The sequence below is a fragment of the uncultured Cyclobacterium sp. genome (assembly GCF_963977555.1).
Lineage (GTDB): Bacteria > Bacteroidota > Bacteroidia > Cytophagales > Cyclobacteriaceae > Cyclobacterium.
The window spans coordinates 26,163-53,007 of record NZ_CAXBPD010000013.1 but is presented as its reverse complement, the minus strand read 5'-3'; the positions used below and the strand labels follow the sequence as shown (position 1 = coordinate 53,007).

The following is a 26,845-nucleotide window of genomic DNA, read 5'->3' as shown; positions in this document are numbered from 1 at the left end:
TCTCACAACCCTAACGTGGGTTGAACATTGTTTTCTTGATACCTATTAATCCTTGTATTTACCGTCTAATGGGTAAAATTTCCTTTTAAACATATTTGCATTAGCCATTAAACCTTTGCCAAAAGGAATGGTCTAATCCTCATGTTTAAACAGAATACTATATGAGGATTTTTACTTTTCTTACCTTCTTCGCCTTAAGTCTGGTTTTGACCCCACTTTTGGCACAACAAAACCGGCAGGGTGGTTCACCGGTGATTAAAGGAACCATAGTGGACAAAACCACCAAGGAACCCATGATTGGGGCCAATATATTGCTGAGGAATCAACAAGATTCGCTTATTAGCAATACCACCACAGGGGCCAATGGTAGTTTTTCCATCGCCTATCCACGACTTCCTGTTTTCAAAATTGAAATCACTTATATCGGATTTGAGAAAGTGACCAAGGAATTTCGTCGTGGAATGCCATTGGATCTTGGTGAAATAAGCATAGGCGAAGACAGTCAATTGCTTGGTGAGGTGACCATTGAAGGTGAAAATGCGGTAGGTGAAATGAGGGGAGACACGGCAGTGTTCAACGCCAATGCTTTTAAAACCAAGGAAAATGCCATGGCGGAAGACCTAATAGGCAAACTTCCTGGAGTGACCATTGAAAATGGAAAAGTACAGGCTCAGGGAGAGGATGTCCAAAAAATACTGGTAGACGGTAGAGAGTTTTTTGGAAGCGATCCTTCCATTGCACTTAAGAATTTACCAGCAGATGCCATTGAGAGTGTAGAAGTTTTGGATCAGAAATCAGACCAGTCAAGGTTGACAGGTTTAGACGATGGAAACTATGCCAAAACCATCAACATTATTACCAAAGGAAACATGCGAAACAGCTACTTTGGTAGGGTTTATGGAGGATACGGAACAGATGACAGGTATTCTGTGGGAGGAAATATAAATTTCTTCAATGGCGCACGTAGGGTTTCCATAATAGGTATGGCCAACAATGTCAACCAACAAAATTTCTCCTCAGACGATATGCTGGGAGTGAGCGGTGGACTCGGTGGTGGCCGTAGAAGAGGCAATCAAGGTGGAGGAGGTAATTTCGGCGTGTCCCAAAACAATGGGATCGTTACAACCAATTCACTGGGACTTAATTACAGTGACAAATGGGGTGATAAAATCAATGTTACCGGAAGTTACTTTTACAATGCTACCGAAAACGCCATTGTAGACAATACCAACAGACAAACGGTCATTTCCGAAGAGAATAGCCAGGTCTATCAAGAAAGCCAAATCAGTAATATTACCAATAACAACCATAGGGCAAATGCCAGAATTGAATACGATATCAATGAAAAGAATGCTTTGATCATCAGCCCAAGTATAAATTTCCAGGACAACAGCAGTTTTACCAACCTTGCAGGTTTAAACCTGGATCAAAACCTGGACAGTTTGAGTGATACCCGAAACGAAACGGGGATGAATACCAACGGCTATTCCATCTCAAATAACCTGACCTACAGGTATAAATTTGATAAAAAAGGAAGGACCATATCTACAGACCTAAGTACTTCCTGGAACAAAAGGGATCAGCTTACAGATTTGATTTCCGCCAATAAGGATTATGTAAGAAACTCATTCGACACCCTGGTTCAACAAACCAATGCCTTGTCGGATGGATTCAACTACAGGACCAATATTACCTATACGGAGCCCATTAGTGAAAGATCGGTAGCAACAGCTTCCTATCAGATTGGCAATAACAAAAGTGCTGCCGACCAGAAGACGTTTCAGCTGGCCAATGAGCAAGGAATCATGGTATTGGATACCGCTTTGAGTAATGAGTTTGACAACAAATTCCTTACCCAAAAAGCTGGGTTGGGTTATCGCTACAACAACGAGGGCCTGAACATCAACATGAATGTTGACTATCAATATGCAAAGCTCAACAATGAAAGTGTGTATCCAACTGAGGGGATTTTTAACAGGGATTTTAGGAACGTGCTACCAACGGTGACCATGAACTACCGCAATGAATCTGGCACACGCTTTAGGTTCAGGTACCGAACCAGAACGGATGAGCCCAGTGTGAACCAGTTGCAAAACGTAATTGACAATACCAATCCTTTGAACCTGTCCGTTGGTAATCCTACACTGGGTCAAAGTTACAATAACAGTATTTTTGCCAATATTTCGAAGTTTGACATGGAAACCAATAAAACCTTCTTTATGTTTTTATTGGGCTCCTTTACCAACGACTATATAGGTACAAGTACCTTTGTGGCCCCTCAGGATACCTTGATCAACAATGATGTATTGCTAAGCAGAGGCGGGCAGATCACTACACCTGTTAACTTAAGCGGCCAAATGAGTACCCGACTATTTGTGAACTATGGTACCAGCATTCCGAAATGGAAAACAAAGGTTAACCTTAATCCGGGCGTAAGCTATAGCAGAACACCTGGGATGATCAATGGACAAACCAATATCAACGAAAGCATAGACATTACTCAGGGTATAACTTTTGCCAGTAATATCAGCAAGGATGTGGATTTTAACTTGACCACCAGAGGCAGTTATTCTATCGTGAACAGTAGTTTGCAAACTGCTTTGGATAACAACTATTACACGCAGACCAGTAATTTGCAATTCTATTACTCTCCCAATGATGGAAAAACCTTTATCTCCAATAATGTGAGCAATGTACTTTACAGTGGGCTTGCAGAAGGTTTTGACCAGTCGATTTGGTTGTGGAATATAGAGGCAGGTTATCGTTTTCTTAAAAACAACAAAGGAGAGCTTAAGGTATATGTATTTGACTTGCTGAAACAAAACAATAGTGTGTCAAGGACCATTTCCGATGTATCCGTTTCCGATGTTTACTCCAATGTAATGACCCGATATGCAATGGTGTCCTTTACCTATATCATCGGTAAGTTCAAGAAATCAGACCTTCCCGAAGACAATGGTGGAGAAAGACGTGGAGGAGGAAGACCAGGAGGCGGTGCCAGAAGCTGGTAAGTTATCGAGTAGTATATCCCTTTAGCGGATTACTAAATATTTAGAGACCTAAGGGCCGAACAGTTTTTGCTGTTCGGCTTTTTTTAATGGTTTTGTGTAATTGCTTGATAGAGACACATAATTTCCTATAATTATAAGAGTAAACAACTTTATTTTGAAGGTTTCGTTGTAAATGCGCCTATTGTACTGTTATTCTTGTCCTAAATTGTTAATTTGACAGGGGGAAATAAAGCGGAGGAGTTGGGGGCATGGGTGATATATGCATAACTCCTTGATTAAACATAGTTTTATACAATTGTTGCCAACCATGTTGCGATAAAATTATCTACACCGACAAACAAATATAAAATGAGTACAAAACAAACTGGACAGACTAATCTTTTTGACGGAGGTAAACAGAACTGGGAGAAAACAGACAGTTTTAAGAGTAAAGTAGACGAGATAAAAAAAGAATTAAGGTACAAATACTCTCTGACTCTTTTAAAAGAAAGAAATTGGATAAAGCGACTTTTAATTAAGTTTAGACTTATGATTGAAATAAGAAAAAGAATTGAAGAGCTAAGCTCATTAAAGAATCTTCATATTATTAACCACTGACAAATTTGACCAAATAAAACAGGACACTGAACTAAAAAAAACAGCGGATAGCGTTTCAGTCCGACCTTAAATTCAACTCAAGACTTAATGAATTACTATTGACTAAATGACTATGACGAATGACAATCGACAAATTAAAACGGTCGACAGAAACGCACAGTTGGCAACAAAGTGTTTATGGTCAGCTGCGGCTTGACGTGTATTTATGAACTTTTGTTTTACTAAATTGCCTTCGGCCCACGGGGATAAATACGGCTTCGAAAACCGCAGCCGCCATAAATACGGGTCGGTTGGTATGCCTCGAAGCTGTGGGAGGTCTCTTGTTTCAAAGGTTGGCAACCTTAAACGGGCTGATAAAAGCATAGCGAAATTCAGCAAGGAAACGAGAGAAGTTGGAGGAGCCCATAGTACCTATGATTGTAGTTTGAACAAAAGCATAAATAGGAAATAGGTCCTGCTTTAGAGATACGAATATAAAAAGTACTTCAATGACAAAGATCAATTTTATCAGCACTAGGCACAAAAAAAATGGAAAATGTAATGCTGATAATCTCTGTAACCTATTGGAAATCCAAAGACCTGAAGTGATTTTTCTAGAAGCACTTGAAACCACATACTCCCAATATGACAGTACCAAATTTTCGTCTTTTAGAGTTTATCACCACAAACTTGAGATAGAAGCTTTACAGAAACTTTCAGCACATTTTTCTTTCGAATATGTACCTGTTTTGGACAATGAACTCACGAATCTATTTGATAAGAAATACGACAGTATTCCTGAAAATAATGAATTGAAAGCAATGCTTTTTGAATTCAGCAATTTAGAGAGCATCGAAGGGTTTGAGTTTTTAAATAGTGCCAAGGGCATGGCTCTACATTCAAAAATGAGAGATTTTGAAAACAGTCTTCTACTAGGTGAAGAATTTTTAAAAACTTATGATGTAAAACTTGAGGAATACGAAAATTCAATGATTCAAAATATCTATTCATATTGTAAGCTCAATTCTTTTAAAAAAGGCGTTTTTATGTGTGGATCTGCACATAGGGAATCTTTAATTAAAAAGTTCGAATTCTTTGAGAGCAAAGAAAACCTAGGGATTAAATGGGAGGTATTTGGTGGTTAAAAAGAAAACTACGTAGAATTATCAAGCAGTCTGACGGTTAGCTCTTCGACCCCTTCGACAAGCTTAGGGACCGGTTCTGCCAATTCATAATGTTGGGAATTGGGGTTACTATTGGGAATGGTTCCCATTTTTGTTAGTGCTTGGAGGATGAAAAAGTAACGGCAGGACTGGTTTTCTTGTCTTAAATCCCTAATTTGATAAGGGAAATGCAGTTGGTTTAGGTGGCATAGTGAAAAAACGGAAGTAAACCATCGAATAAAACAGAGAAACCGACAATGAAAAAGCAGACGACGTATTAATTAATACCTACTGGATAAGTACTGATTTTAATTCTATCTAAAACATCAAATATGGGATTTTTTAACAAACTCTTCGGGATAGAAAAAGTAGCGCAAAAAGAATTGATAATTAAGAAAGAAAGGATCTGTTCCCATGACAATTTGAAATCAGAGATTTTTGAAAGGTATATCTTAGTAAAAGGGGAAAATCTTAAATCAGTTGAATCAAAATTAAAGGACTATGGAGAATTACCAGCAAAAGGGAATTCTTATACCTACCAATTTTCAAAAGCACAGGTTGGAGACTGGTCAATAATAAAAATGCCTTCTGACTTTCAAGACTATTATGGATTTCACAACATCGCTTATTGGTTTTTAGGATTTCCACCAGAAGACAATAACTATGCGGATTTAACAATTGGACTTTCAGTAAGTGACAGTCTATCCTATGCGATTTACAACAACTACAATTTGAAGAATGTGCTAGGTCTTGAAGATGAGCTTTTTGGGGTATTCGATAATGACGAAAAATTTGTCCTCTCTATTCCTTTTGACGCGTTTAAAAAATCAGATAATAAATACATCAAGACCTTCAATAATCTATTTAAAGATATTGAAATTGATTTGGATCTGATTAAAAATAAAAGTCTTGACTTTGAAGAATTTGGGATATTATTTAATGAAAAATAAGTAATACGGTGTCTACAAATTTGCCGACTTGACCTAATAAATAAGCCGACCAAAAGTGAGTTCATTAACCAGTAATAAGAAAAATCCTAACCATTAATAGTTTGTATAGTACATACCCTTCAAGATACGCACTACATAGTTGGGCTACCATAAATGAAACACAAGAACTTACCCTTCCTTCTTAAGCCGTAAAGAAGAACATTCCAATTAGATGAAAACCTTTAAATACCTACTTTTAATAACGGTCTTAATATTGGCATGGACTGCCTTCGTTGGTTACGGAACTTTTAGTGGCTCCTTGTTGAGGCCAATTACAAAAGGAAGTAGTTCAGCATCTTTTATTGAGGCTACAAAAGAGAGGATTGAAAACGAGTTTGTAGGAAATATGGCAATGGTTTTAATAGAAAACGGAGCTGTTTCAAAGGATTTCTTTTATTCTATCGACAAAGCTGTTAATAAGCATACCGTTTTTCAAATGGCCTCTGTAAGTAAATGGATTACTTCCTGGGGGATATTCGCTTTGGTGGAAGAAGGCAAAATAAAAATTGATGAGCCGATCGACAATTATCTTACAAGATGGCATTTACCAGAAAGTAATTTTAACAATCAGGAAGTTACTGTTCGCAATTTACTGAGCCATACTTCAGGACTAGTTGATGGTCTGGGGTATGGAGGATTTGTAGACAAAGACTCGGTTCAGAGCATAGAGGAGTCCTTAACAAAAGCAAGTGATGGGTTTTGGTCTGAGGGGGTAGCGAAAGTGGGTAACTCACCGAACAGCCAATACAGGTACTCAGGTGCAGGATACACCATACTACAATTAATTATCGAAGAAGTCAGTGGCCAATTGTTTGAAGAATACATGGCTGAAGCCGTTTTTAAGCCACTTAAAATGGCTCATTCAACCTTTAATTGGTCAGATTCTTTGGGTTCAGATTTGGTGACCTTTTATGATAGCGATTCAACGATTGCTCCGCATTATCGCTATACGGCACTGGCCGCGGCCTCTTTGTACACCTGTACTGAAGACCTGAGCTTATTCCTTAAAGCAAATTTTGCCCATAATAGTGTTTTGCGACCTGAAACGATAGCTACAATGAATAAAATTCATACAGCAGCTAATCAGAACACCCACGGCTTAGGGCCAATGATATTTGGGAGAAATGATTCAGGAGACTTTATCGTGGGGCATGATGGAGGTAATCGACCTGCAATCAATACCGCTGCCAGAATTAATCTCAAGAGTAAAGATGGAATCATCATTCTCGAAACTGGCAACCCTGGCTTTGCCACAAAATTAGGCGATGAATGGATTTTTTGGAAAACCGGTATTGCGGATTACGTTGTGATTCAACGTAGTAAACCCTTTCTTTTGTCTTTATTGGTAATTGGTTATTTGATTATTTTTTTTTCATCGATAATCATAATTCGAGTAAGGAACAAAAAAGGATTGAGGGGAATGAATTAGTAATCTCACCCTCAGATAGGCTAAGGGGCCGTGCTTTGGAGCAATTTCTAAACATTGGGGTTACTAAACAGAATCGGGCTTTATCAGAAGTTTATCTGAATCCTGCCCGATTTAATAAAAAAGCCGTTCCGGAAAATTGAGCGTTAGCCCATAACCCGGAACGGCTTTAATTAATTACTATTATTCTAGCAGTTTTTCAGTACTAATTAAAATGCTCTATAGGTGCCGTTCAAGAATTGGTTGGCTTCCTCTTCTTCAAAACGTGCTGTGGCATTGTCCCAGTGCAAGGTTTTATTTGGGAACCTTCCTGCAATCACGCCCAACAGTATCGTCTCTGTTAACCTGGAAGCGTAGGAAAAAGGGGCAGTAGTCTCGTCTTTACCTAAGCAAGCATCCACAAATTGGTGATAGTGGCGTTTGCCTTCTACTTCATAATCCCTGATTACATCACCTATTTTCCCTGACTTTTTGAGCTCAGTGAGGTCTAGTTCTTTGTATTCTCCTTTTACAATGTGTTTTGGCAATTGCATAAAGTGAGGCAATAATAAATTACCTGTCTCTCCCACAAACATGGCTCCCTGGTCCGGAAGCTCTTCTTTATTGGGGAGCTTTAGGTTTTTATTTTTCTTTGGTGCATCTACACCGTCATACCATACCCATTTAAACTTTTCGGTGGTGTATTGCGTCCCCGGAAATTCATAGGTTACTGTATTCTCTTCAGGGAAGCCAAAGCCTGTGGGCTTTCTGCACTTGTTTTTAATGGTCTTTGGGACATCCAATGCCAGGGCATTGTAAGGGGTATCAAAAATATGGACGCCCATATCGCCCAAAGTACCACAACCAAAGTCGAGTACTTTACGCCAGTTGCCAGGATGGTAGAGCCCTTCTTTATAAGGCCTATCGGCTGCAGTACCTAGCCATAGATTCCAGTCAAGCCCTTCTGGTATAGGGTCAGATCCTTGTGGCTTGGGATCGTCCGTTCCCCAGTTTTTAGGAGACCAGGCCCTTACTTCTTTTACTTTACCAATAATACCAGATTGTATCAGTAGGGTAGCCAGTTTGTAGTCATAAAAAGAATGCACCTGAATACCCATTTGGGTTACTAAATTCTTTTCTGCTGCCTTTTTATGCATTGCTCTGGCCTCTGACACATGATGGGTAAGGGGTTTTTGGCAGTAAACAGGTTTGCCATGATCCATGGCCAACATGGAAGCTGGAGCATGTGTATGATCCGGAGTGGAGACTACAACAGCGTCTATATCGTCCGCCATTTCTTTTAGCATAGTCCTATAATCCGAATACAATTTGGCCTTAGGATAGACTTCTTTGAGCGGTGCAAGCATGTTTGCATCCACGTCACAAAGAGCCACCACATCTACTAGCTTGTGGGAGGAAATGGATTCCAAGTCGGCTTTTCCCATAGCACCTAAGCCCACGTGGGCAGTTCTAAGGCGGCTATTTTTATTGTTAGCCCATGCCCATGAAGGGATCATAGATGCAACGGCCACAGTCGCCCCACCTTTCAATAAATCTCTTCTTTTTATCAACTTTTGATTCATAATTTCTTTATTTTAATATTTCTAAACCATATTGGACTTGCGTGATCTTGAAGGCCAATGTATCCTTTTTTGGCTTTCGCATAATCAGGTGCACCGCTCCATTTACCAGAGTTTTTCCTTGTTTCCCAATCTTCAGACCCAGGGACAAATGAAACCACCACCTTTCCGTTAAGCCAATATTCTACTTTTTCAGGTGTATAAACTATTTTGGAGCTGTTCCATTCACCCACAGGATTTAAATCTACTTGGGATTGATCGGCAGGGTACATTGCATAATCAGAGGCAGTTTTTTGCCAATCTTGAAGTTGGTCCAAGTTTTCGGTTTCTCCCATTTTTTTATTGTAGGAAGTCAAATCATGTATGGAAGCATAATTTTCGTCATCAATAAGTTGGTATTCCGGGGACAATCCTGAAGGTCCCGAACTTTCTTTTACTTCTGGTATGTGATAGAATATGCCACTGTTACCACCTTTTGGTAATTTCCACTCTAAGTACAATTCAAAGTTTTCAAACTCCTCTGCACCGTAAATAATGTCTTTACCACCAGTGTAGTCTTGTTCTAAACCCATTTCGGTGTCGTACGTCAACTCTCCGTCTTTTATTACCCAGCCTGGAGGGAGTTCATCACCGTTATAGGCTCGCCAGCCCTCAGTTGAGGTACCATCAAAAAGAACTATCCAGTCATCTTTTTTTTCTTCTTGCGCTTTACTTTCGTTTTCCGTTGTTGTACTGCTGCTGCAAGCATTTAACGCTACCATAGCAAGCAAGGAATAAATGATTTGTTTCATATTATAGACTTAATTTTTCAGCCATAAATATATATCGAATTGTCTACTTCAGCAAAAATTGAATAGCCTGAGCCTTTGATTCTTTTTTAAACTACAGTCCGCCTATTATTAATGGTTTGATTTCGATGAAAACGAATGGGAGTGGCATTGATCAAAAGCATGAAGTTAGAATTGCTCAGGCCGTGGAATAGGCATGGATTAATATATTAGCTATTCTGTGCCACTTCAGGTGATAGCCTTCCTCATTTTAAAACTGTTAAATGCAATAATTAAAGTGGGATACTGAAGGAAAAAGACTCAACCATCAGGGTGCTGACTTCTATGAACACAGCTCCATTTATGAAATTGAGTTATGGTCTTCGTGGATTAGGGTTTACCAAGACACAGACTATATGCTAAGGGCAGATCATAACCTGAACATCTATGGGATGCGATTTCTGAGTTTGCATTACAAAATGCGGAAAAAGGATGGCGACAACCTATCAGGAAGCGGTAAATCCTCTTTGTAAATTAAGGTGATTGGACATATTATTTTGTGAAAATACAGGGTGATTATATAACATTTTGTCTTAAAATCCCTTAAATTGAGTTTGAATTTTCTTGTAGGTATATGGAAAGTACAGGGTATACAGTTGTAATCAGTATTATGATTGGGTTGACTGTGGTCTACTTTATCATCGAAATCCTCCTGCTACTCAATGACGTTGACAATGACACTTCCAATATATTGCTATTGGGGTGGTCAAAGGGCAAGTCTTTCTTTATACCTTTTGCCTTAGGTGCAATTGCAGGCCACCTGTTTTTGGGTACCTCTAATATTGCCTTTAAAATGTCGAATGGCATGTATCCGGTTTTGATAATATTTGGCTTGACCCTAATCATGGTCGCAATAGGTTTTAAAGTCTCCTTTATAAAATCCAAAACTTTCCTAACCGCTATTTTATTAGCGGGTGTTTTATTTGGACACTTTTTTTGGTCCATGAACTATCTGGTAAGGCCATGAGTAAACTTGAAAGCTTTTTAAAAAGGCATCTGTCTGAAATCCGAACGATCAAAATTATTGTAGCATCTATGCTGGGTTTGATGGTGCTCATCGATATTGTATTGGTTACCATGGAAGGAAAAGATTACCCTACTTTCAGCCTTGTGGTCAAGAATCTCAGGCACCGTTTGATTTGGTTTACCTTTCTTTACGGCGGGTTGATGGCCAAGATTTTTTACAACAGAAAAACCAGTGATAAGAAAAAGGAAGTTAACGGACTGTTTGCTTTCTTCTCCCTAGTGTTGTTACTTTTCGTAGGAGGGAGATTCCTGGAAACAGCGCCAAGTTTATTGTTCCAACTAGTGTTATTGGTGGCAGGAGGAATAATGGCCCATTGGGTTTGGCCTCAATTCCAACAAAAGGCTTAAAAGTCTACTCAATTAGCAATAACCATTTTCGTAGCTTCCCCATTTTAATTAATGCTGTATTGGGCAATAAAAATTACCCTTGGGAAAGAAATTTAGTATCTTTAGACATGCGGAGTTTGAAGGAAGAAAACCAAGCTACATGCTGTTATTCACTGCGGACCTTTGATAGGTTTTTAAACTATTTTGGACTGATAAAAATAGAGTAGACGGGAAGCTATTCGATTGGAAAGAAATACGTTACCAAATCTGATTATTTGATAAATTAATAGAAATAAGCCCCCACATTGGTTAGGCTTAATTGATTTTATGACCTTGAATTGGCGACAAGGCTAGTACTTACCAATACCCGCTCCGTATATTATTATCGGTAACAATTAATTGAAAAATAGAGAATGAAAGTAATAATTATAGGAGGTACAGGTCATATTGGAACGTATTTGGTGCCTGGTCTCGTGGAGGCTGGCCATAAAGTGGTCTGTGTTAGTAGGCAACAAGCCAACCCTTATCGTGATCACGAAGCTTGGAAATCAGTGGAACAGGTTACCATTGATAGGGTAAAATCAGAAGAAAAGGGTGATTTTTGTTCTCAAATTGTAGCGCTTAATGGCGATGTCGTTATTGATTTAATTTGCTTTACTGCTGAAAGTGCTCGGAAATTGGCAGAAGCGCTAAATGGTAGCATAAAACATTTTTTACACTGTGGCAGCATGTGGGTGCATGGTTACACTGAGCAAGTTCCCACTACAGAAGACCAAGTAAGAAAACCTTTTGGTGACTATGGAATAGATAAAGCAAAAATAGAGGCATACCTACATGCTTATCACGAAGAAAGTGGTTTTCCTGTTACTATTTTACACCCTGGTCATATTGTAGGTCCAGGCTGGCTACCCGTCAACCCAACAGGAAATTTCAATCCGGAGACTTTTGTTCGTTTGGCCAATGGAGAAGAAGTTGCATTGCCTAATTTTGGGATGGAAACAGTACACCATGTCCATGCGGATGATGTGGCACAAGCTTTTATCAGGGCGATTGAAAATAGAGAATATGCCGTCGGTGAGAGTTTTCATGTCGTTTCTGAACAAGCACTCACATTGAGAGGATATGCAGAGGCAATAGCCAGAAAGTTTGGGCAGGAAGCCAAGCTTAAATTTCTGCCCTGGGAAGAGTGGGCGAAGACAGTTAACGAAAAAGATAAGGGATTTACCTATGATCACATTGCCCACAGTCCATGTGGGAGTATCGCTAAAGCAAAGGAGTTAATTCATTACCAACCAAAATACAGTTCGCTGCAAGCTATTCAGGAAGCAGTCGATCATTATTTTGATAAGGAAGGAATAAAAATCGATTGCTAAGAACAAACAGTCTAAATTTCTATCGATTAGAACACTTCCAGTAAACACAGAATAGGCTTTACCCCTGATTATTGTCAAGGCAGGAAAACCCTATTGTATAATCTGGCGAAACTTACTTTAAAAGACTAAGCTTTAATGCATAAAATCCGAATAAATGGAATTAAAAATATAGGTTGGCAATACCATTGAATTTTGTGGAAAATAATAATAAACCAAAATAAGAAAAGTCTTTATATGAACGTGAATACAGTAAAATGCGCTCTATTTCAATTTAATATTTCAATCCTTATGACTATTATTTTCGCAGTGGTTTCTATCCTTACAATCAGCTGTACAAGCCGAGCTGTTGAAAAAGAGGTAGTAGAAAGCGATGGCTCCTCACCTATTAAAGTCATTTTTGAAACCGATATGGGGAATGATGTTGATGATGCCTTGGCATTGGACATGCTGTATAAGTATGCTGATCAAAATAAGATGGAGATTTTAGCCATTACTGTTAATAAAAACAATAAATATGCTCCGCTATTTATCGACCTGATGAATAGTTGGTATGGCTATCCCGATATTCCTATTGGCGCAGTGACCAATGGGGCCTATTCAGGTGATGATGGTAGCAATTATGCCCAAACCACTTGGGAATATCAGGTAGATGGAAAGCGGGCATTTCCTGGAGGCGCTACAGAAGGTACGCAGTTTCCAGAAGCTGTAGACTTGTACCGTGAGGTTTTATCTCAACAGCCGAAAAATTCAGTGACCATAGTATCTGTGGGCTTTTCAACAAATTTAGCCAGGTTGCTGGATTCTCCTTCTGATAATTTTTCTGAATTGACAGGTAAAGATCTTGTAAATGAAAAAGTAAAATTACTCAGTGTTATGGCTGGCAGTTTTGATGAAAATAGCATGCAAGAGTTTAATGTCAAAATAGACATCAAAGCTGCTCAAAAAGTTTTTGAGGAATGGCCTACGCAAATTGTTGCCAGCCCTTTTGAGCTTGGGTACCAAATTAAATATCCTGCTTCCAGTATTGAGAAAGATTTTACCTGGGCGACGCCTCATCCTTTGGTAGTGGCCTACGAGAATTATTTGGAGATGCCTTACGACAGGCCGACTTGGGACCTGACCTCAATGATTTATGTTTTGGAGGGTGGGAGTGAGTTTTTTACTTCTAGCAAAAACGGTCAAATTTCAGTGGACGATGAAGGATACACGAGTTTTGTGGAAACTCCGGATGGAAAGCTTCAATATTTAAAAGTATTTGCAGAACAAGCTGCTGTTTTAAAGAGGGAATTCATTGAAATCATTACAACTAAACCTAAAAATAGGGATTGAAAGGATGGTTTTTATGGTAACTATCATTCTTGCCATTTTTGAGTATAAAATAAAAAACAGTTAAAAGTTTTTTATTTCTAAACGATTGGTTAGATTTGTGAAGTGAAAACAAACAATGGCAAGAAAAAAGGAATATATAGAAGAAGAAGTTATTGAAAAAGCGATGCGTTTGTTTTGGCGCAATGGCTATGAAAGTACCTCTATGCAGATGCTTGAAAAGGAAATGGGTATCAACAAATTCTCTATATATTCTAGTTTTGGAAGCAAGCACGGCGTTTTCATTGAAAGCCTCAACTGTTACAAATTAAAAGTAGGTGGCATGTTTGAGAAATTCAAAAATGGCAAGAATGGCGTAGCTGATATTAAACAATTCTTTTATGATTCGGTGGCGATTTGTGCCCAAGAAGGAAACGAAAAAGGTTGTTTACTGACCAATACCTACAATGAGTTTTCGGACATTGAAGATCCAAGCGTAAACGGTCAGGTTCTTTCTTTTATGAATAACTTGAAGGAATTGTTTATCGAAAAATTAAAAATGGATTCCATTGAAGATGACGCTACCCTATTGAAACAGGCGAATTATTTAGTGGTAGCCAAACACGGCCTTGCGGCAGCTACAAGAGTTAACAGCTTAGCAGAAATAGAAGACTTTATAGAAATGACATTTAATAAATTTTAACCTTTTTTTGAACCATAACTAAACAAACGTTTAGAAAAAATAACAATTGAAACTATGACAAATTTGAAAATTCACAATATTGAAACAGCACCAGAAGGTAGCAAAGACCTATTAAAAAAATCACTTAAGGCCAACGGAATGATTCCAGGATTACATGGAGTTTTGGCAGGAGCCCCGGGAATACTTGAAGCCTACCAAACGATTCATAAACTGTTTACAGAGTCCTCTTTTGATAAGGAAGAGTTAACAGTGGTTTGGCAAGCGATTAATGTAGAGCATGCCTGTCATTATTGCGTACCTGCGCATACGGGTATTGCCAAAATGATGAAAGTGGACGATGCCATCACAGAAGCCTTGCGCAATGAAACGCCTCTTGAAAATCCAAAATTGGAAGCATTACGGGACATGACCTTAACAATCGTTCGCAACCGTGGCCAAGTAAGTCCTGAAGATTTGAAAACCTTTTATGCTGCTGGATATGGAGAAAGACAAGTATTAGAAATCATTTTGGGCTTGTCTCAAAAAGTGATCAGTAACTATACCAACCATATTGCAAATACACCTGTAGATGCACCTTTCCAGAAATTTGCCTGGGAAAAAGAGACAGTATAAGTTGATTTTTGCTATACCGCATATCCTCTAGCAACCTTCCGCATTTTTTGCGGAAGGTTGTATAATCCTAAACATACTATAGTCTTACTATTAACTGTTGAATTCAAAATGAAAGATAAATTAAAAATTGATATCGTTTCAGATGTGGTGTGTCCCTGGTGCACCATAGGATACAAGCGTTTAGAAAAAGCGATTAGCGAACTAGGAATAGCCGACAGAATAGACCTGGAATGGCAACCTTTTGAGTTGAATCCTAACATGCCTGCTAAGGGACAAGACCTGCACGAGCATATTGCTGAAAAGTATGGCAGTACTATGGAACAACAGAAGGCCTCCCAGGAAACCATGACAGATGCAGGGGAAGAATTAGGGTTTACCTTCGATTATTTTGAAGGTATGCGCATGTCGAATACTTTTGAAGCACATGTTCTATTGGAATACGCCAGAAAATTCGGCAGACAAACCGAGCTAAAAATGCGACTTACCAAAGCTTTCTTTAGTGAGCGAAAGGATGTGTCTGATAGAGCAATTTTAAAGGAAGCTTTGATGGATGTTGGTCTAAATGCTGATGAGGCCTTGGCTAAACTTGAAGATCAGGAAGCACGCAAAGAAGTAAGGAATAAACAGGCCTACTGGCAAAATGTTGGTGTTAGATCGGTGCCTACTATCGTATTTGATGGAAAAAGTGCCGTGACAGGAGCGCAGCCCATTGATGTTTTTAAGAAAGTATTGACCGAAATGTTGGCAACTTCCTAAATGTGGTTTATGTGATTTTAGACCGATAAATAAGGGTGTTTATATAATGTGCGTCCTGTACTTTGATTCAAGCTGCAATGCCATAATCGGAGCAGTATGCTTATCCTCTACCTGCTATTGTGTTTTTAAAATTATTGCTGTTTGCTAATTTTTGTGGTAGTGGATCAGCAAGTGGCCTGCTTAAATACCAACATAAATGTTGAGATTTCAATCAGTTGAATAAAAAACAATTTAAGTTGGCATCAAATTTGAAATTTTAAGTTGAAACCAACCCAACTATGGAAAAATCAGATTTGAATCCCAGTAAAGGAAAAAAGAAAAAGATTGCTCGCCTCGGAATAGGAACAAAAGGAGTAGTCTATATTTTAATTGGAGGATTAACTGCATGGGCTGCAATTGGAAGTGGAGGTAAAAAAACGGGAAGTGACGGTGCTTTTAAATTCTTAATTAGTCAACCTTTCGGTCAGGTGATGCTTTGTCTCTTGGTAATAGGATTGGCCGGTTATGTTTTTTGGCGCATGTATCAAACCTTTAATGACCCTGAGGAAGAGGGATCTGATGCCAAGGGTGTGGCTCAAAGGTTAAGCTATTTCTCAAGTGGTATTTTTTACCTCTTTATTATTTATAATGCAGTTCAGTTGTTAATCGCTGGAGGCGGGGGCAGCGGTGGTGGAGGACAAGAATCAATGATTCAAAAACTTTTACAACAAGAGTACGGTCGGTGGATGGTAGCTGCAATAGCCCTTATTTTCTTAGGAAGAGCCCTGATGCAAATATTCATAGCTTATTCTGGAAACTTTAAGAAAAAGGTGAAAGAGGAGGGAATGGATGATAAAACACAAAAATTAATGATCAGTTCTGGTCGTGTTGGGTATACTGCTCGAGGTTTGGTAATTGGCATCATTGCTTACCTTACGGTTAGTGCAGCAATCACTTACGACGCCTCGAAGTCAGGCGGAACAGAAGATGCTTTTAATTTTATCCAAAATGAATTTGGTAGAATGGTCTTAGGAGTGATGGCATTGGGAATGTTGGCCTTTGGTGTCTTTTTGATCATTAAGGCGAGTAATCATAAAATGAATTTTTAAATCAGAATGATTTTTTGTTCCAGTGAAGTGTCTGAAATATTCTAGGCTGAGGTAAAATTTTTCTTCACATAAGGCAATAGCTTTTTATATTGCCTCACAAATTCGAGCAAGGATTGCTTATTTTTTTTGTATGCCGGTATTTTTAGCTGGCTTTTCTAAAATTGTTTAGATTAGAAGTGTGAAAATTTTGTTTTTAACTATCAGTGCTAATAATTACAAGTAATTTTCCTTACTAATGAACATCCCCACACTTTATAAAAAACTCCATGTAGATAAAGAGCATACCTCAATTGGACTTTTTAAGAAATTAAAGACTACCTGGTGCCTAAAAATGGAATTGCACTTACTTGTGAACAAATTATGGTAAAAAAGCAGGGCATGATCTACACAAAAAGGCCTTCTGGATATACTTTTAAAAAAGTAAAGGAATAACTTTGAAGTATGCGAAGCTTAAGTAAACTTCGAGAATCATATCATTTCCTTCGCCTTAAGGCAAAAGGTAGGGCACTTTATTAACATGACAAGACGATTAACTGGAATTGTATCGATTTTTGTATTGGGGATGTTTTCTGTCATTTCCTGTAATAAAAAGATGCTTGGTTCGCCACAATCAATAGCTACATCAAACTCAAAAGCGGCGCAAGAAAAGCCTTACCTTTTGTTGATTTCTTTGGATGGTTTTCGATGGGATTATATGGATAAATACAAGCCACCCAACTTAAGTGCTTTTATTGATAATGGTGTAAGTGCGGAATCACTAGTCCCAACTTTTCCTTCTAAAACTTTTCCAAACCATTATTCAATTGCTACAGGTTTGTACCCTGACAAGCATGGTATTTTAGGCAATGTCTTCAGCAGCAATGAGAATGGTGTGGATTTTAGCTATAAAGATAAGACAACAGCTACAGATGGACGCTTTTATAAAGGGTCTCCAATTTGGCTGGAGGCAAATAAAGCCAATATGGTGACTGCCAGTTACTTTTTCGTAGGTACAGAAGCCGCTATACAAGGTGTCCATCCTACCTATTACCATACATTTGATCCAAGTATAAAAAATAAGGATCGAGTGAACCAAGCTTTGGATTGGCTGGAAATGCCTGAAGAAAAAAAGCCGCATTTAATTTTAATGTACTTTGGTGACATGGACAAGACTGGCCATGATTATGGTCCAGGTAACGAAGAGAAAATAAAAGAAGCGCTATTTGAACTGGATAAAAGCCTGGGTGATTTATTTAAAGGAGTTGAAGCTACTGGTCTTCCGGTAAATATTCTGATCGTTTCTGATCATGGCATGTCAGATCTATCTACCTCTAAAATTATCCCTACAGAGACCATTCTGAATGACAGTTTATATTTAGCCCTAGACAATGGTACTATAGTAAATATTCATCCTAAAGAGGGGGTTGAAATAGAAGAAGTGATGGCACATTTAAAGCCAAAAGAAGCTTATTTTAAAGTTTATAGGACTGAAAAAACTCCAGGTTTTGAATATAAACCCAAGAATAGGGATTGGGGTGGCATCCAATTGGTAGCAGATTACGGCTATTATTTTTTACCAAAAGCGCGTAAAGAATCCTTTATGAAAAGGGAAATCAAAACCATAGGTGTTCATGGTTATGATGCCAAAAATAAGGAAATGCATGGCATTTTTTATGCCAATGGTCCTGCTTTTAAAAATGGATTCAACATCTCTTCATTAGAAAACATACATATTTATCCATTAATGTGCGAGATTTTGGGCTTACCCATACCAAAACGAATTGATGGTAAACTCAATAAGGTTAAAAGCGTTTTAAAAAATGATTAAACCATGTCGATCAGGAAAGAAAGCGAATTGAAGCCACGGCATCATTCATTACTAAAATTCCCTCAAAAGCTTAATGGCTAAATCATTAACCGGAATATTAAGTCAAAATTGTCTGTTCACAAGCAATCGGGTTTCCGTTTTAAATTGGAATCATATAGAATCTGCCTTAGAATTTGAGCATTCGCGAATTCAAAGTGTATTACAAATTTTGACGCCAATTGCCACCAAGGCAGTTCCGGAAGATTGGCAAAATATAAAAAGCATTAATGAGGCGGAAAGTTGGATACAGCGAAGGAAAATTGAAGGTAATTTTTATGGCATCGTACTTTCTGAAACAACTGAAATCATTGGCTTTTTATTTTTGTATCCTGTAAAGGATGTTGAAGATTTGGTGCAATTAAGACTTGGCTATTTATTGCGCGAGGAAGTGTGGGGAAAGGGAATTGGAACTGAGTTAATCAATGGATTGGTGGAATGGGCCAGGCATACAGAGTTAATCGCTTCGATTGCTGGGGGAGTTGAAAAAGAGAACTTGGGATCAATTAGGGTCTTAGAAAAAAATGGTTTCTATAAGTCAAAGGAGGAAATGCCAGCGCAGATGTATTTGTATAAAGTTAAAATCTGAATACCCATAAAACTGAAATGAATATAAATATAGCCCATATAGAAAGAGAAGTTTACAGTAAATGTGGCCTTGAGATAGCTGACTTCAAAATTGAACTTGAAAGTCAGGAGTATGATGCCTGCCAATTTAATCTAAGTGGGTGCCAGATTATAAGTAGAAGTGCAAAAATAACACCCAAGAAAAAGGGACAATTTGTGACTTTTTGGAAGCGATATGAAAATGGACCAATTGAACCTTTTAATGAAAGCGATAATATTGATTTTTTCGTCGTTAACGTAAAGGATGATGGCAGGCTTGGACAATTTGTGTTTCCGAAAAGTTTATTGGTAAAAAAAGGTGTGCTTACAACGAGCAAAAAAGAAGGAAAAAGGGCCATTAGGGTCTACCCAGGTTGGGATGAGGTGGCTAGCAAGCAAGCCAATCAAACGCAGAAATGGCAATTGAATTATTTTTACCAAATTACTCCTGAGATTGACTTTAGGGCTGTTTTAGATTTGTACGGGCTCAAATAAAATGTAATCGCCTTGAGGAGGTAAAATTTTATTCTACACTTAATTGCAATTAACTCCTTTCACGAAGATATGTGGGTAAGGAGGAACAAGGTGTCAAATGATTGCGTAAAAAATGGGGTCGGATTGGAAAAGAAAGGCATTCGGTATACCTTTAATATAATATTGAATCAACCATACAAAAGCATTTAGGGATAAATTTCCGATCTTATAAAATGAAAAGTGTTTGCCTTTTTCTTACTTCCTTTTTGATGAGCTCTTTAATGGGAATTAACCCCGTAAATGGTCAAAATGCCATACGAGTAGCTGCAGCCTCCGACTTGAAATTTGCTTTAGATGACATCATTGATGTCTATACTAGCAATACAGGGAAAGAAGTAGTACCTATTTATGGCTCTTCGGGAAAACTCTTTGAACAGCTTTCTAATAAGGCACCTTTTCACCTATACATGTCTGCAGATGTCGCTTATCCCAAAATGTTAATCACTAAAGGAATGTCAGGATCGGATCTTCATGTTTATGGTGAAGGCAGGCTGGTGCTTTGGAGTAGGAAGATGGATTGTGATGTAGCTACTATGGAAACCCTCAGTAGTTTAGATATTAAGAAAATAGCCATTGCCAATCCCAATCATGCACCTTATGGAAAGCGAGCTAAGGAGAGCCTTAAGTTTTATGGGCATTACGAGGCAATCTCTTCCAAACTGGTATTGGGAGAAAACATCTCTCAAACAGCTCAATTCTTATCCACTGGCGCGGCAGATATTGGTCTTATTGCTTTGTCCCTTGCACTATCTCCAACCATGAAACAGTATGGGAAAGCTTTTTATCTTTTACCGGAAAATAGCCATAACCCTTTGCTTCAAGGAGCGATCATTACTGCTTTTGGCAGAGGCAACGCAGATGCGGCTTCTTTTTTTGCCTTCCTAAAATCGGAAAGTGCAATCGAGATATTCGAGGCTTATGGTTTTAACCAAGCCGACAAATGATGGATTTCGAGCCTTTTATACTGACCTTAAAGCTTGCTACTTTAACTACCTGCCTGCTTTTTTTAGTTGGTATTCCGCTTGCTTATTGGCTTGCTTATAGTAAATACCGTATCAAATTTGTAGTGGAGGCATTGGTGAGCATGCCATTGGTGCTGCCTCCTACCGTGTTGGGTTTTTATCTATTACTGGCCTTCAGCCCAGAAAATCAACTGGGTGAATTTTTAGATCAATATTTTGACTTGAGGTTGGTGTTTACCTTTCACGGCTTGGTGTTGGCTTCTGTAATTTACAGCCTGCCCTTTATGGTTCAGCCGTTAAGATCAGGTTTTTCAGGAATACCCAATGCATGGCTGGATGCTGCAAAAACAATGGGCAAAAGTCCTTGGGCTACCCTTTTCCGTATATTATTGCCCAATATGAAAAACGCTCTGATCACAGCAGGAGTGCTCACATTTGCACATACCATTGGAGAATTTGGCGTTGTATTGATGGTGGGTGGTAATATTCCAGAAGAGACAAGAGTGATTTCTGTTGCGATCTACAATGAAGTAGAGGGTATGAATTATGCCATGGCCAATCAATACAGTTTGCTATTAATTGCCTTTTCATTTACTGTTCTTTTGCTTACCTACCTGATCAACCACCGTAAAAATAATCTTCTCTCCTATGATTGATTTATCGCTTAAGAAAGCACTTACTGGCGCAGAGGGGAAAATAGCATTGGACCTATCCTGCCAAATCCAACCTGGAGAGTTGGTTGGGCTGTATGGTCCCTCGGGAGCAGGTAAATCCAGCGTTTTGCGTATGATTGCTGGTTTGATGCACCCTGATCATGGCCTATTGGTTGTTGGAAATGAAACCTGGATAGACACTGGGAACAATTTTTTTTTGAAACCTGAGAAGAGAAATATAGGGATGGTTTTTCAGGAGTATTCCATTTTTCCCAACATGACAGTGTATGAAAATTTAGTTTTTGCTTTAGACAAAGGACAGAACAAAAGTTTTGTGGATGAATTGTTACACAGCATAGGGATGGAGAAAATGGCTGGGCAAAGCCCCATGAAATTGTCAGGAGGTCAAAAGCAGCGGGTTGCTTTGGCAAGGGCAATGGTAAGAAAGCCAAAAGTATTACTACTGGATGAGCCCCTATCTGCATTGGACATGGAGATGAGACGAAATCTGCAGGAATACATCGTTAAATTTCACCGAGAATACGGACTAACAACCTTGCTGGTTAGTCATGACGCATCTGAAATCTCCCGCATGGCCCAACGTGTACTTGTTTTGGAAAATGGCCAATTCAGCTTTGATGGTACACCTGCATCGTTTTTTAAGACATCATAATCTAACTAAGTGCTACTTTAATATATAGAAATAATTCTTCGCAGGCTTAGCCTAGTTTTAGAGGAAAAAAATCTCAGGAACCCCCAGAAACCTGAGACTGCCACTTCCTTATCTGCCGCAATTGCTACTCAAAAAGGGTCCGATGTGATGAATTCGTGTTCTTCAGAAGCCAATATTAATTCGAACTTACGTTAAACTCGAAATATGCTATAAACCTTCTATTTCGTTTCGATCGCTGCGGCGGACAAAATCAGTCCTTTCGTTACTATTTTCAATTTAACCCTAGCGAAGCTAAAATCTACAAATGGCCTGATTTTCCTGCGATTAAATTCATTCCAGGAAACACCAAACAGGCTTCTTAATTCCTATTGCATAATCCGAATTAAAGGACAAAAAAAATGCTATTGCCTCTTTCAAGACAATAGCATTGGTAATAAAACACAGGAAGTGTTTACCTTGACTTTTTTCTATTTTTGAAAAAAGCCTGCTTTTTGCGCATTTTCTCTTTGTTGAACTCCTTTTTTTCCATTGCAGACATTGGTTTTTCTGTCTGAGGATAAGGGTTGTCTTCTACTTCTTTTATTTTCTGGTTGATTAACCTTTCGATCAATCGAACATAAGCATTCTCTTCTGGTTCGCACAATGCTATTGCAGTTCCTGACTCTCCAGCTCTACCAGATCTACCTATTCGGTGAACATAGGTTTCAGGATCTTCAGGTACATCATAATTGATTACATATTGAAGCTTGTCGATATCTATTCCACGGGCTGCGATGTCCGTAGCGACAAGCACTCGGATCGATCCCTCTTTGAATTGACCCAAGACCTTTTGTCTGTGATTTTGAGCTTTATTGCCGTGAATGGCTGCAGCATTGATGTTTTTACTCTTCAAGTTCCGAGTGATTTTATCGGCTCCATGTTTGGTTCTTGAGAATAGCAAAACCTGGTCGATTTCTTTGTTTTCCAGGATATGGAAAAGCAAGTCTTTTTTAGACTCCTTATTGGTATAATATACCTTCTGTTGGACGGTTTCAGCAGCAGATGAAACCGGATTAACCTCTATTTTAATAGGGTCAGTTAATATATTATCTGCCAACGAAACGATATTGTCAGGCATGGTTGCTGAGAAAAACAGAGACTGTCTTTTTCTTGGTAATAGCTTCAGGAGTTTTTTGATGTCGTTAATAAAGCCCATGTCCAACATACGGTCAGCTTCATCCAAAACAAAAATTTTAACCTGGTCCAATTTTATAAAGCCCTGGTTAATGAGGTCAAGTAGCCTACCTGGAGTAGCTACTAGTATGTCTACCCCTCTTCGGATTTCATTTACTTGAGATCCTTGTTTTACACCTCCAAAAATAACGGCATGCCTTAACTTAGTATATTTACCGTAAAATTCAAGATTTTCATCTATTTGAATGGCCAATTCCCTAGTAGGTGTTACAATCAGCGATCTGATTGCCACTCTTCCTTTGTCATGGTTTTTTTCTGTATGTAGTAATTGGATGATAGGAAGAGCGAAGGCGGCGGTTTTACCGGTACCTGTTTGTGCACTGCCCAAAATATCTCTTTTAGCCAGGATTTTTGGAATGGCCTGTTCTTGAATAGCAGTTGGTTCCTTGTAATTTCTTTCCTGAAGTGCTTTGAGGATAGGGGATATAAGTTCTAATTGTTCGAATGTCATGCTTATCTTTTTATGATGGCTTTTAGTGCCTGTATTTTGCACCTTTCTTTATAATTTTCATAAAGTGCAAATAAATATTTGGCCCAAAAGCCGGTTTTGTCCCTATTTTCAATTGTCGTTCTTATAAGTTTGAAATAAAATCAAGACCAGTAGATGGTTGGTCAGCTCCGACTTCACAATGGGAAATCCTTTTCTGGACTCCTAACTCGCCTTATTATTTAGGAATTTCAACTGTCTCTATAAAAGCAATTGTATTTAGGGACTAAATAAAGTTCGTAAAGGTAGCTAGATTTATTGGATTGAAAGAGTCTTAAACCGTTTTAAATCAATAACAAGCTAAGAGGACCGTGGACGTGTTCCTATTTCTTTTATAGGAATAAGCCAAACGGTTCCTAATTGTAGGTGATTGGGAGGTATGTTTGGCAGCAATTAATTGGGTAATGGTTTGAATGCTTAGTTGTGTCTTCCTTCCCATTGCAATCAACAGGGACCCAATAGGATTCATTATTCGGGTAAATAAAATCGGTTTAGGGTTAGATATTGTAATGATAATGCAACAATAAAGGCAAAGTCATATTCGCCTTTTAGGGCATAAATACTCAAACCCTTTCGGTAAAATTTTTATTTGCAAAACAGTATGTGTAACTAGATTTCTGACAGCTTTCAGCAATCGGTCAATTTTCTTATAACCTGAATTTGAGCCTTTACTATGAAATTTTGTCGGTCCTTGCTCTGAGAGGGCTTTTAGTGGAGATAGCCGTGGGAATGCCCAGCATGGCAAGACTGCCTCAGGCTTACCCAGCTTGGAAACTTCACATAAAAGGCTCGCAGTGATGATGAACCGTTTTATAGAGCAATTTTAATTCGAACTCAGATTAGTACCTATTTTGGATAAAAAGAATCCTTAAGAACTTTAAGCAGCCTTTGTGGGTTTTAAAAAGATAATTTCTAGAGAATGCAAAAGGAAAAATTACTGCTTTGGACTTTAGCAGCCATCAATTTTACCCACATTGTGGATTTCATGATTTTGATGCCATTAGGGCCTCAATTGATGCGAATTTTTCAAATATCCCCTCAGGAATTTGGCTTATTGGTTTCTTCATATACTTTTAGTGCTGGAGTAAGTAGTTTTTTCGGGGCCTTTATTTTGGATAAATATGATCGGAGAAACATTCTAATGTGGGTTTTTCTAGGCTTTTTTGTAGGGACCTTGGCATGTGCATTGTCACCTAATTATCCATTTCTATTGTTCTCAAGAATTTTATCTGGTCTATTTGGCGGTCTTACCTCCGCACTGATCTTTGCGATTATAGGTGATGCCATTCCTGACCATAGAAGAGGACGTGCTATGGGCCTTGTTATGGCGGCATTTTCTGTTGCGTCTGTAGTAGGCGTGCCCTTCAGTTTATTTATCGCCAGCATGTCCAATTGGCATGCGCCTTTTTTCTTCTTGGCATTTCTTGCTGTAGTTATTTTATTGCTCATTTATAATTTTGTTCCTTCTATAAAAGTCCCAAAGAAAGAAGGGAAGGACATGCCAAGTCCCAGGCAAGTTATCATGCGGGTAACTGGAAACGCTAATCAAATGCGCGCTATTTCGCTAACAATAATGATGATGTTTGGTCAATTTATGATCATACCCTTCCTTAGCCCTTTTATGGTGGCAAATGTTGGTTTTTCTGAACTCCAACTGACCTATATTTATATGGCAGGAGGATTTTTCACCGTTTTTACTTCTCCTTGGGTGGGTAGATTGACGGACAAATACGGGAAAGTTAAAATATTTACCATATTTATGAGTTTAAACGTGATACCAATAGGTATTATTACCCATTTAGGGGCAACACCTATTTTGCTGGCCTTGGTTGTTTCTACCTTTTTTTTTGTCACTTCCAATGGTCGAATGGTTCCCGCTGCAGCCCTGATTACTGGTACTGCCAAATCCGAAAACCGTGGCAGCTTCCTAAGTTTTAACTCATCCGTACAACAATTGTCTGCTGGACTTGCTTCTTTTTTTGGAGGAATGATATTGGTCGAAAATACCGCCGGGAAACTGCAAAATTTCGGGTACATAGGTTATATCGCTATAGTCATTAGCCTTTTATGCATTCCACTTATTAAACGAATTAAGGTGGTAGACGCATAAATGAATAGTAAGGATTTCTTAGTTAAAAGTTTGTTATACTGAGAATACTATAATTTTCTATTGAGATCTTTGATTAATATATAATAATATTTTACATTTACTGACTGGGTATCCGAATCTATTTTTAATCACCCAATTAGCAGATCACCTACATTATTAATTATTATGACCGAAAGATTTTTCTATCGGGGTTTAGGATTATTTCTAAATACCCTGAATAGTGTTGCGCCATCAAAAAGTGGCCAATTAGGATTTAAGTTTTTTTGTTCCCCATCACGTCGCAAAATCACTAAATCTCAATACGCATTTCTACGAACAGCGGAAGAGACTGATATTAAATTCAATGGCAAATTAATTCGTCACTATCGATGGGGAAATGGACCTAAAAAAATTGTGTTTCTGCATGGATGGCAAAGCGCATCTTTCAGGTGGAATCAATACATCGAATTACTTTCTAAAAACCCAGAATACACTTTATTGGCCTTTGATGCTCCAGCACATGGGCAGAGCGAAGGAAAGCAATTTACTGTTCCAGCTTATGCATCTCTTATAAACAAGGTGTTAGAAGGTTATGGTGCCATACATGCTGTGGTTACCCATTCTATCGGAAGTTTTTCCTTCTTTTATGCCTATGCAAAGCATAAACTACCCAATATCAATAAACTTATTGCTTTGTCAACACCTGGCAGTGCAACTGAATTTATTAGCTTCTATAAAAAATCTTTGCATCTGAATTCTAATACAGTAAAAAGCATAGTTGAGGAGTTTCAGAGTATTGCCCATGACGATTTAGATAAGATTAGTTTGCCCTATTTGGCTAAGAATTTATCTATTCCTGGACTTATTGTACACGACCAAAAGGATGGCTTAACTGATTTTAGCAATGCCCGACTGCTCCATCAACATTGGACTCAGGCAGAGCTAATGACTACTACCGGTTTAGGACATCGATTGCGTTCTCCTGAAGTGGTGAATGCTGTTCTAAATTTTATTAAATAGACAT

The 26,845-nt window shown here is 38.5% G+C and carries 24 protein-coding genes; 21 read left to right on the top strand and 3 right to left on the bottom strand.

The window, feature by feature from the left end:
• The first annotated feature begins 161 nt into the window (after positions 1-161).
• The 5 genes from AAC073_RS16115 (at position 162) to AAC073_RS16095 (ending at position 7,168) form a co-directional block, all read left to right on the top strand.
• Positions 162-3,011 carry an outer membrane beta-barrel protein gene (locus AAC073_RS16115; RefSeq protein ID WP_339924820.1) on the top strand — a complete coding sequence of 950 codons (2,850 nt, stop codon included), beginning with the start codon at positions 162-164 and terminating at the stop codon, positions 3,009-3,011.
• Positions 3,012-3,359: 348 nt separating this feature from the next.
• Positions 3,360-3,608 (top strand): hypothetical protein, encoded by a 249-nt coding sequence (locus AAC073_RS16110; protein ID WP_339924819.1) that lies wholly within the window; start codon positions 3,360-3,362, stop codon positions 3,606-3,608.
• A gap of 488 nt (positions 3,609-4,096) precedes the next feature.
• Positions 4,097-4,732: a hypothetical protein gene (locus AAC073_RS16105; RefSeq protein ID WP_339924818.1), complete on the top strand. Its 636-nt coding sequence runs from the start codon at positions 4,097-4,099 to the stop codon at positions 4,730-4,732.
• A gap of 350 nt (positions 4,733-5,082) precedes the next feature.
• A complete protein-coding gene (locus tag AAC073_RS16100) occupies positions 5,083-5,700 on the top strand; it encodes a hypothetical protein (protein WP_339924817.1) in 618 nt (205 codons plus the stop codon).
• Positions 5,701-5,911: 211 nt separating this feature from the next.
• Positions 5,912-7,168 carry a serine hydrolase domain-containing protein gene (locus AAC073_RS16095; RefSeq protein WP_339924816.1) on the top strand — a complete coding sequence of 419 codons (1,257 nt, stop codon included), beginning with the start codon at positions 5,912-5,914 and terminating at the stop codon, positions 7,166-7,168.
• 206 nt (positions 7,169-7,374) lie between these two features.
• On the opposite strand, the gene AAC073_RS16090 is transcribed toward AAC073_RS16095, so the two are convergent.
• Both AAC073_RS16090 and AAC073_RS16085 read right to left on the bottom strand, forming a co-directional pair.
• Positions 7,375-8,727, bottom strand: coding sequence for a Gfo/Idh/MocA family oxidoreductase (locus AAC073_RS16090; RefSeq protein WP_339924815.1), 1,353 nt, complete (start codon positions 8,725-8,727; stop codon positions 7,375-7,377).
• A complete protein-coding gene (locus AAC073_RS16085; RefSeq protein WP_339924814.1) occupies positions 8,724-9,515 on the bottom strand; it encodes a DUF1080 domain-containing protein in 792 nt (263 codons plus the stop codon). Before AAC073_RS16085 ends, AAC073_RS16090 begins: the two co-directional genes overlap by 4 nt.
• 610 nt (positions 9,516-10,125) lie before the next feature.
• Between AAC073_RS16085 and AAC073_RS16080 the strand changes: the two genes are divergently transcribed.
• The 14 genes from AAC073_RS16080 to AAC073_RS16015 all read left to right on the top strand — a co-directional run bounded on the left by AAC073_RS16080 (position 10,126) and on the right by AAC073_RS16015 (position 22,012).
• Positions 10,126-10,518: a hypothetical protein gene (locus tag AAC073_RS16080; RefSeq protein WP_339924813.1), complete on the top strand. Its 393-nt coding sequence runs from the start codon at positions 10,126-10,128 to the stop codon at positions 10,516-10,518.
• Positions 10,515-10,925 carry a hypothetical protein gene (locus AAC073_RS16075; RefSeq protein ID WP_339924812.1) on the top strand — a complete coding sequence of 137 codons (411 nt, stop codon included), beginning with the start codon at positions 10,515-10,517 and terminating at the stop codon, positions 10,923-10,925. Before AAC073_RS16080 ends, AAC073_RS16075 begins: the two co-directional genes overlap by 4 nt.
• Positions 10,926-11,317: 392 nt before the next feature.
• Positions 11,318-12,277: an NAD-dependent epimerase/dehydratase family protein gene (locus AAC073_RS16070; RefSeq protein WP_339924811.1), complete on the top strand. Its 960-nt coding sequence runs from the start codon at positions 11,318-11,320 to the stop codon at positions 12,275-12,277.
• Positions 12,278-12,565: 288 nt separating this feature from the next.
• Positions 12,566-13,606 (top strand): nucleoside hydrolase, encoded by a 1,041-nt coding sequence (locus AAC073_RS16065; RefSeq protein ID WP_339924810.1) that lies wholly within the window; start codon positions 12,566-12,568, stop codon positions 13,604-13,606.
• A 115-nt stretch (positions 13,607-13,721) separates the two neighbouring features.
• Positions 13,722-14,285 carry a TetR/AcrR family transcriptional regulator gene (locus tag AAC073_RS16060; protein ID WP_339924809.1) on the top strand — a complete coding sequence of 188 codons (564 nt, stop codon included), beginning with the start codon at positions 13,722-13,724 and terminating at the stop codon, positions 14,283-14,285.
• 54 nt (positions 14,286-14,339) lie between these two features.
• Complete coding sequence (locus AAC073_RS16055) at positions 14,340-14,897, top strand: carboxymuconolactone decarboxylase family protein (protein ID WP_339924808.1); 558 nt, start codon at positions 14,340-14,342, stop codon at positions 14,895-14,897.
• A 108-nt stretch (positions 14,898-15,005) separates the two neighbouring features.
• Complete coding sequence (locus AAC073_RS16050) at positions 15,006-15,653, top strand: DsbA family oxidoreductase (RefSeq protein ID WP_339924807.1); 648 nt, start codon at positions 15,006-15,008, stop codon at positions 15,651-15,653.
• A gap of 278 nt (positions 15,654-15,931) precedes the next feature.
• Positions 15,932-16,741: a DUF1206 domain-containing protein gene (locus AAC073_RS16045; protein ID WP_339924806.1), complete on the top strand. Its 810-nt coding sequence runs from the start codon at positions 15,932-15,934 to the stop codon at positions 16,739-16,741.
• A 517-nt stretch (positions 16,742-17,258) separates the two neighbouring features.
• Positions 17,259-18,548, top strand: a complete 1,290-nt coding sequence (locus AAC073_RS16040; protein ID WP_339924805.1) for an ectonucleotide pyrophosphatase/phosphodiesterase — start codon at positions 17,259-17,261, stop codon at positions 18,546-18,548.
• 73 nt (positions 18,549-18,621) lie between these two features.
• A complete protein-coding gene (locus AAC073_RS16035) occupies positions 18,622-19,173 on the top strand; it encodes a GNAT family N-acetyltransferase (protein WP_339924804.1) in 552 nt (183 codons plus the stop codon).
• 17 nt (positions 19,174-19,190) lie between these two features.
• Positions 19,191-19,685 carry a MepB family protein gene (locus AAC073_RS16030; protein ID WP_339924803.1) on the top strand — a complete coding sequence of 165 codons (495 nt, stop codon included), beginning with the start codon at positions 19,191-19,193 and terminating at the stop codon, positions 19,683-19,685.
• A gap of 212 nt (positions 19,686-19,897) precedes the next feature.
• Positions 19,898-20,668 carry a molybdate ABC transporter substrate-binding protein gene (gene modA / locus AAC073_RS16025; protein WP_339924802.1) on the top strand — a complete coding sequence of 257 codons (771 nt, stop codon included), beginning with the start codon at positions 19,898-19,900 and terminating at the stop codon, positions 20,666-20,668.
• Entirely contained in the window at positions 20,668-21,342 is a 675-nt protein-coding gene (gene modB / locus AAC073_RS16020) for a molybdate ABC transporter permease subunit (protein WP_339924931.1), read from the top strand. Before modA ends, modB begins: the two co-directional genes overlap by 1 nt.
• Positions 21,335-22,012: an ATP-binding cassette domain-containing protein gene (locus tag AAC073_RS16015; protein ID WP_339924801.1), complete on the top strand. Its 678-nt coding sequence runs from the start codon at positions 21,335-21,337 to the stop codon at positions 22,010-22,012. Before modB ends, AAC073_RS16015 begins: the two co-directional genes overlap by 8 nt.
• Positions 22,013-22,463: 451 nt before the next feature.
• Here the strand turns inward: AAC073_RS16015 and AAC073_RS16010 are convergent, their stop codons facing one another.
• Positions 22,464-23,696, bottom strand: a complete 1,233-nt coding sequence (locus AAC073_RS16010; RefSeq protein WP_339924800.1) for a DEAD/DEAH box helicase — start codon at positions 23,694-23,696, stop codon at positions 22,464-22,466.
• A gap of 955 nt (positions 23,697-24,651) precedes the next feature.
• Here AAC073_RS16010 and AAC073_RS16005 point away from each other — a divergent pair.
• Positions 24,652-25,842, top strand: a complete 1,191-nt coding sequence (locus tag AAC073_RS16005) for an MFS transporter (RefSeq protein WP_339924799.1) — start codon at positions 24,652-24,654, stop codon at positions 25,840-25,842.
• 165 nt (positions 25,843-26,007) lie between these two features.
• A complete protein-coding gene (locus AAC073_RS16000; RefSeq protein ID WP_339924798.1) occupies positions 26,008-26,841 on the top strand; it encodes an alpha/beta hydrolase in 834 nt (277 codons plus the stop codon).
• Positions 26,842-26,845 lie beyond the last annotated feature (4 nt).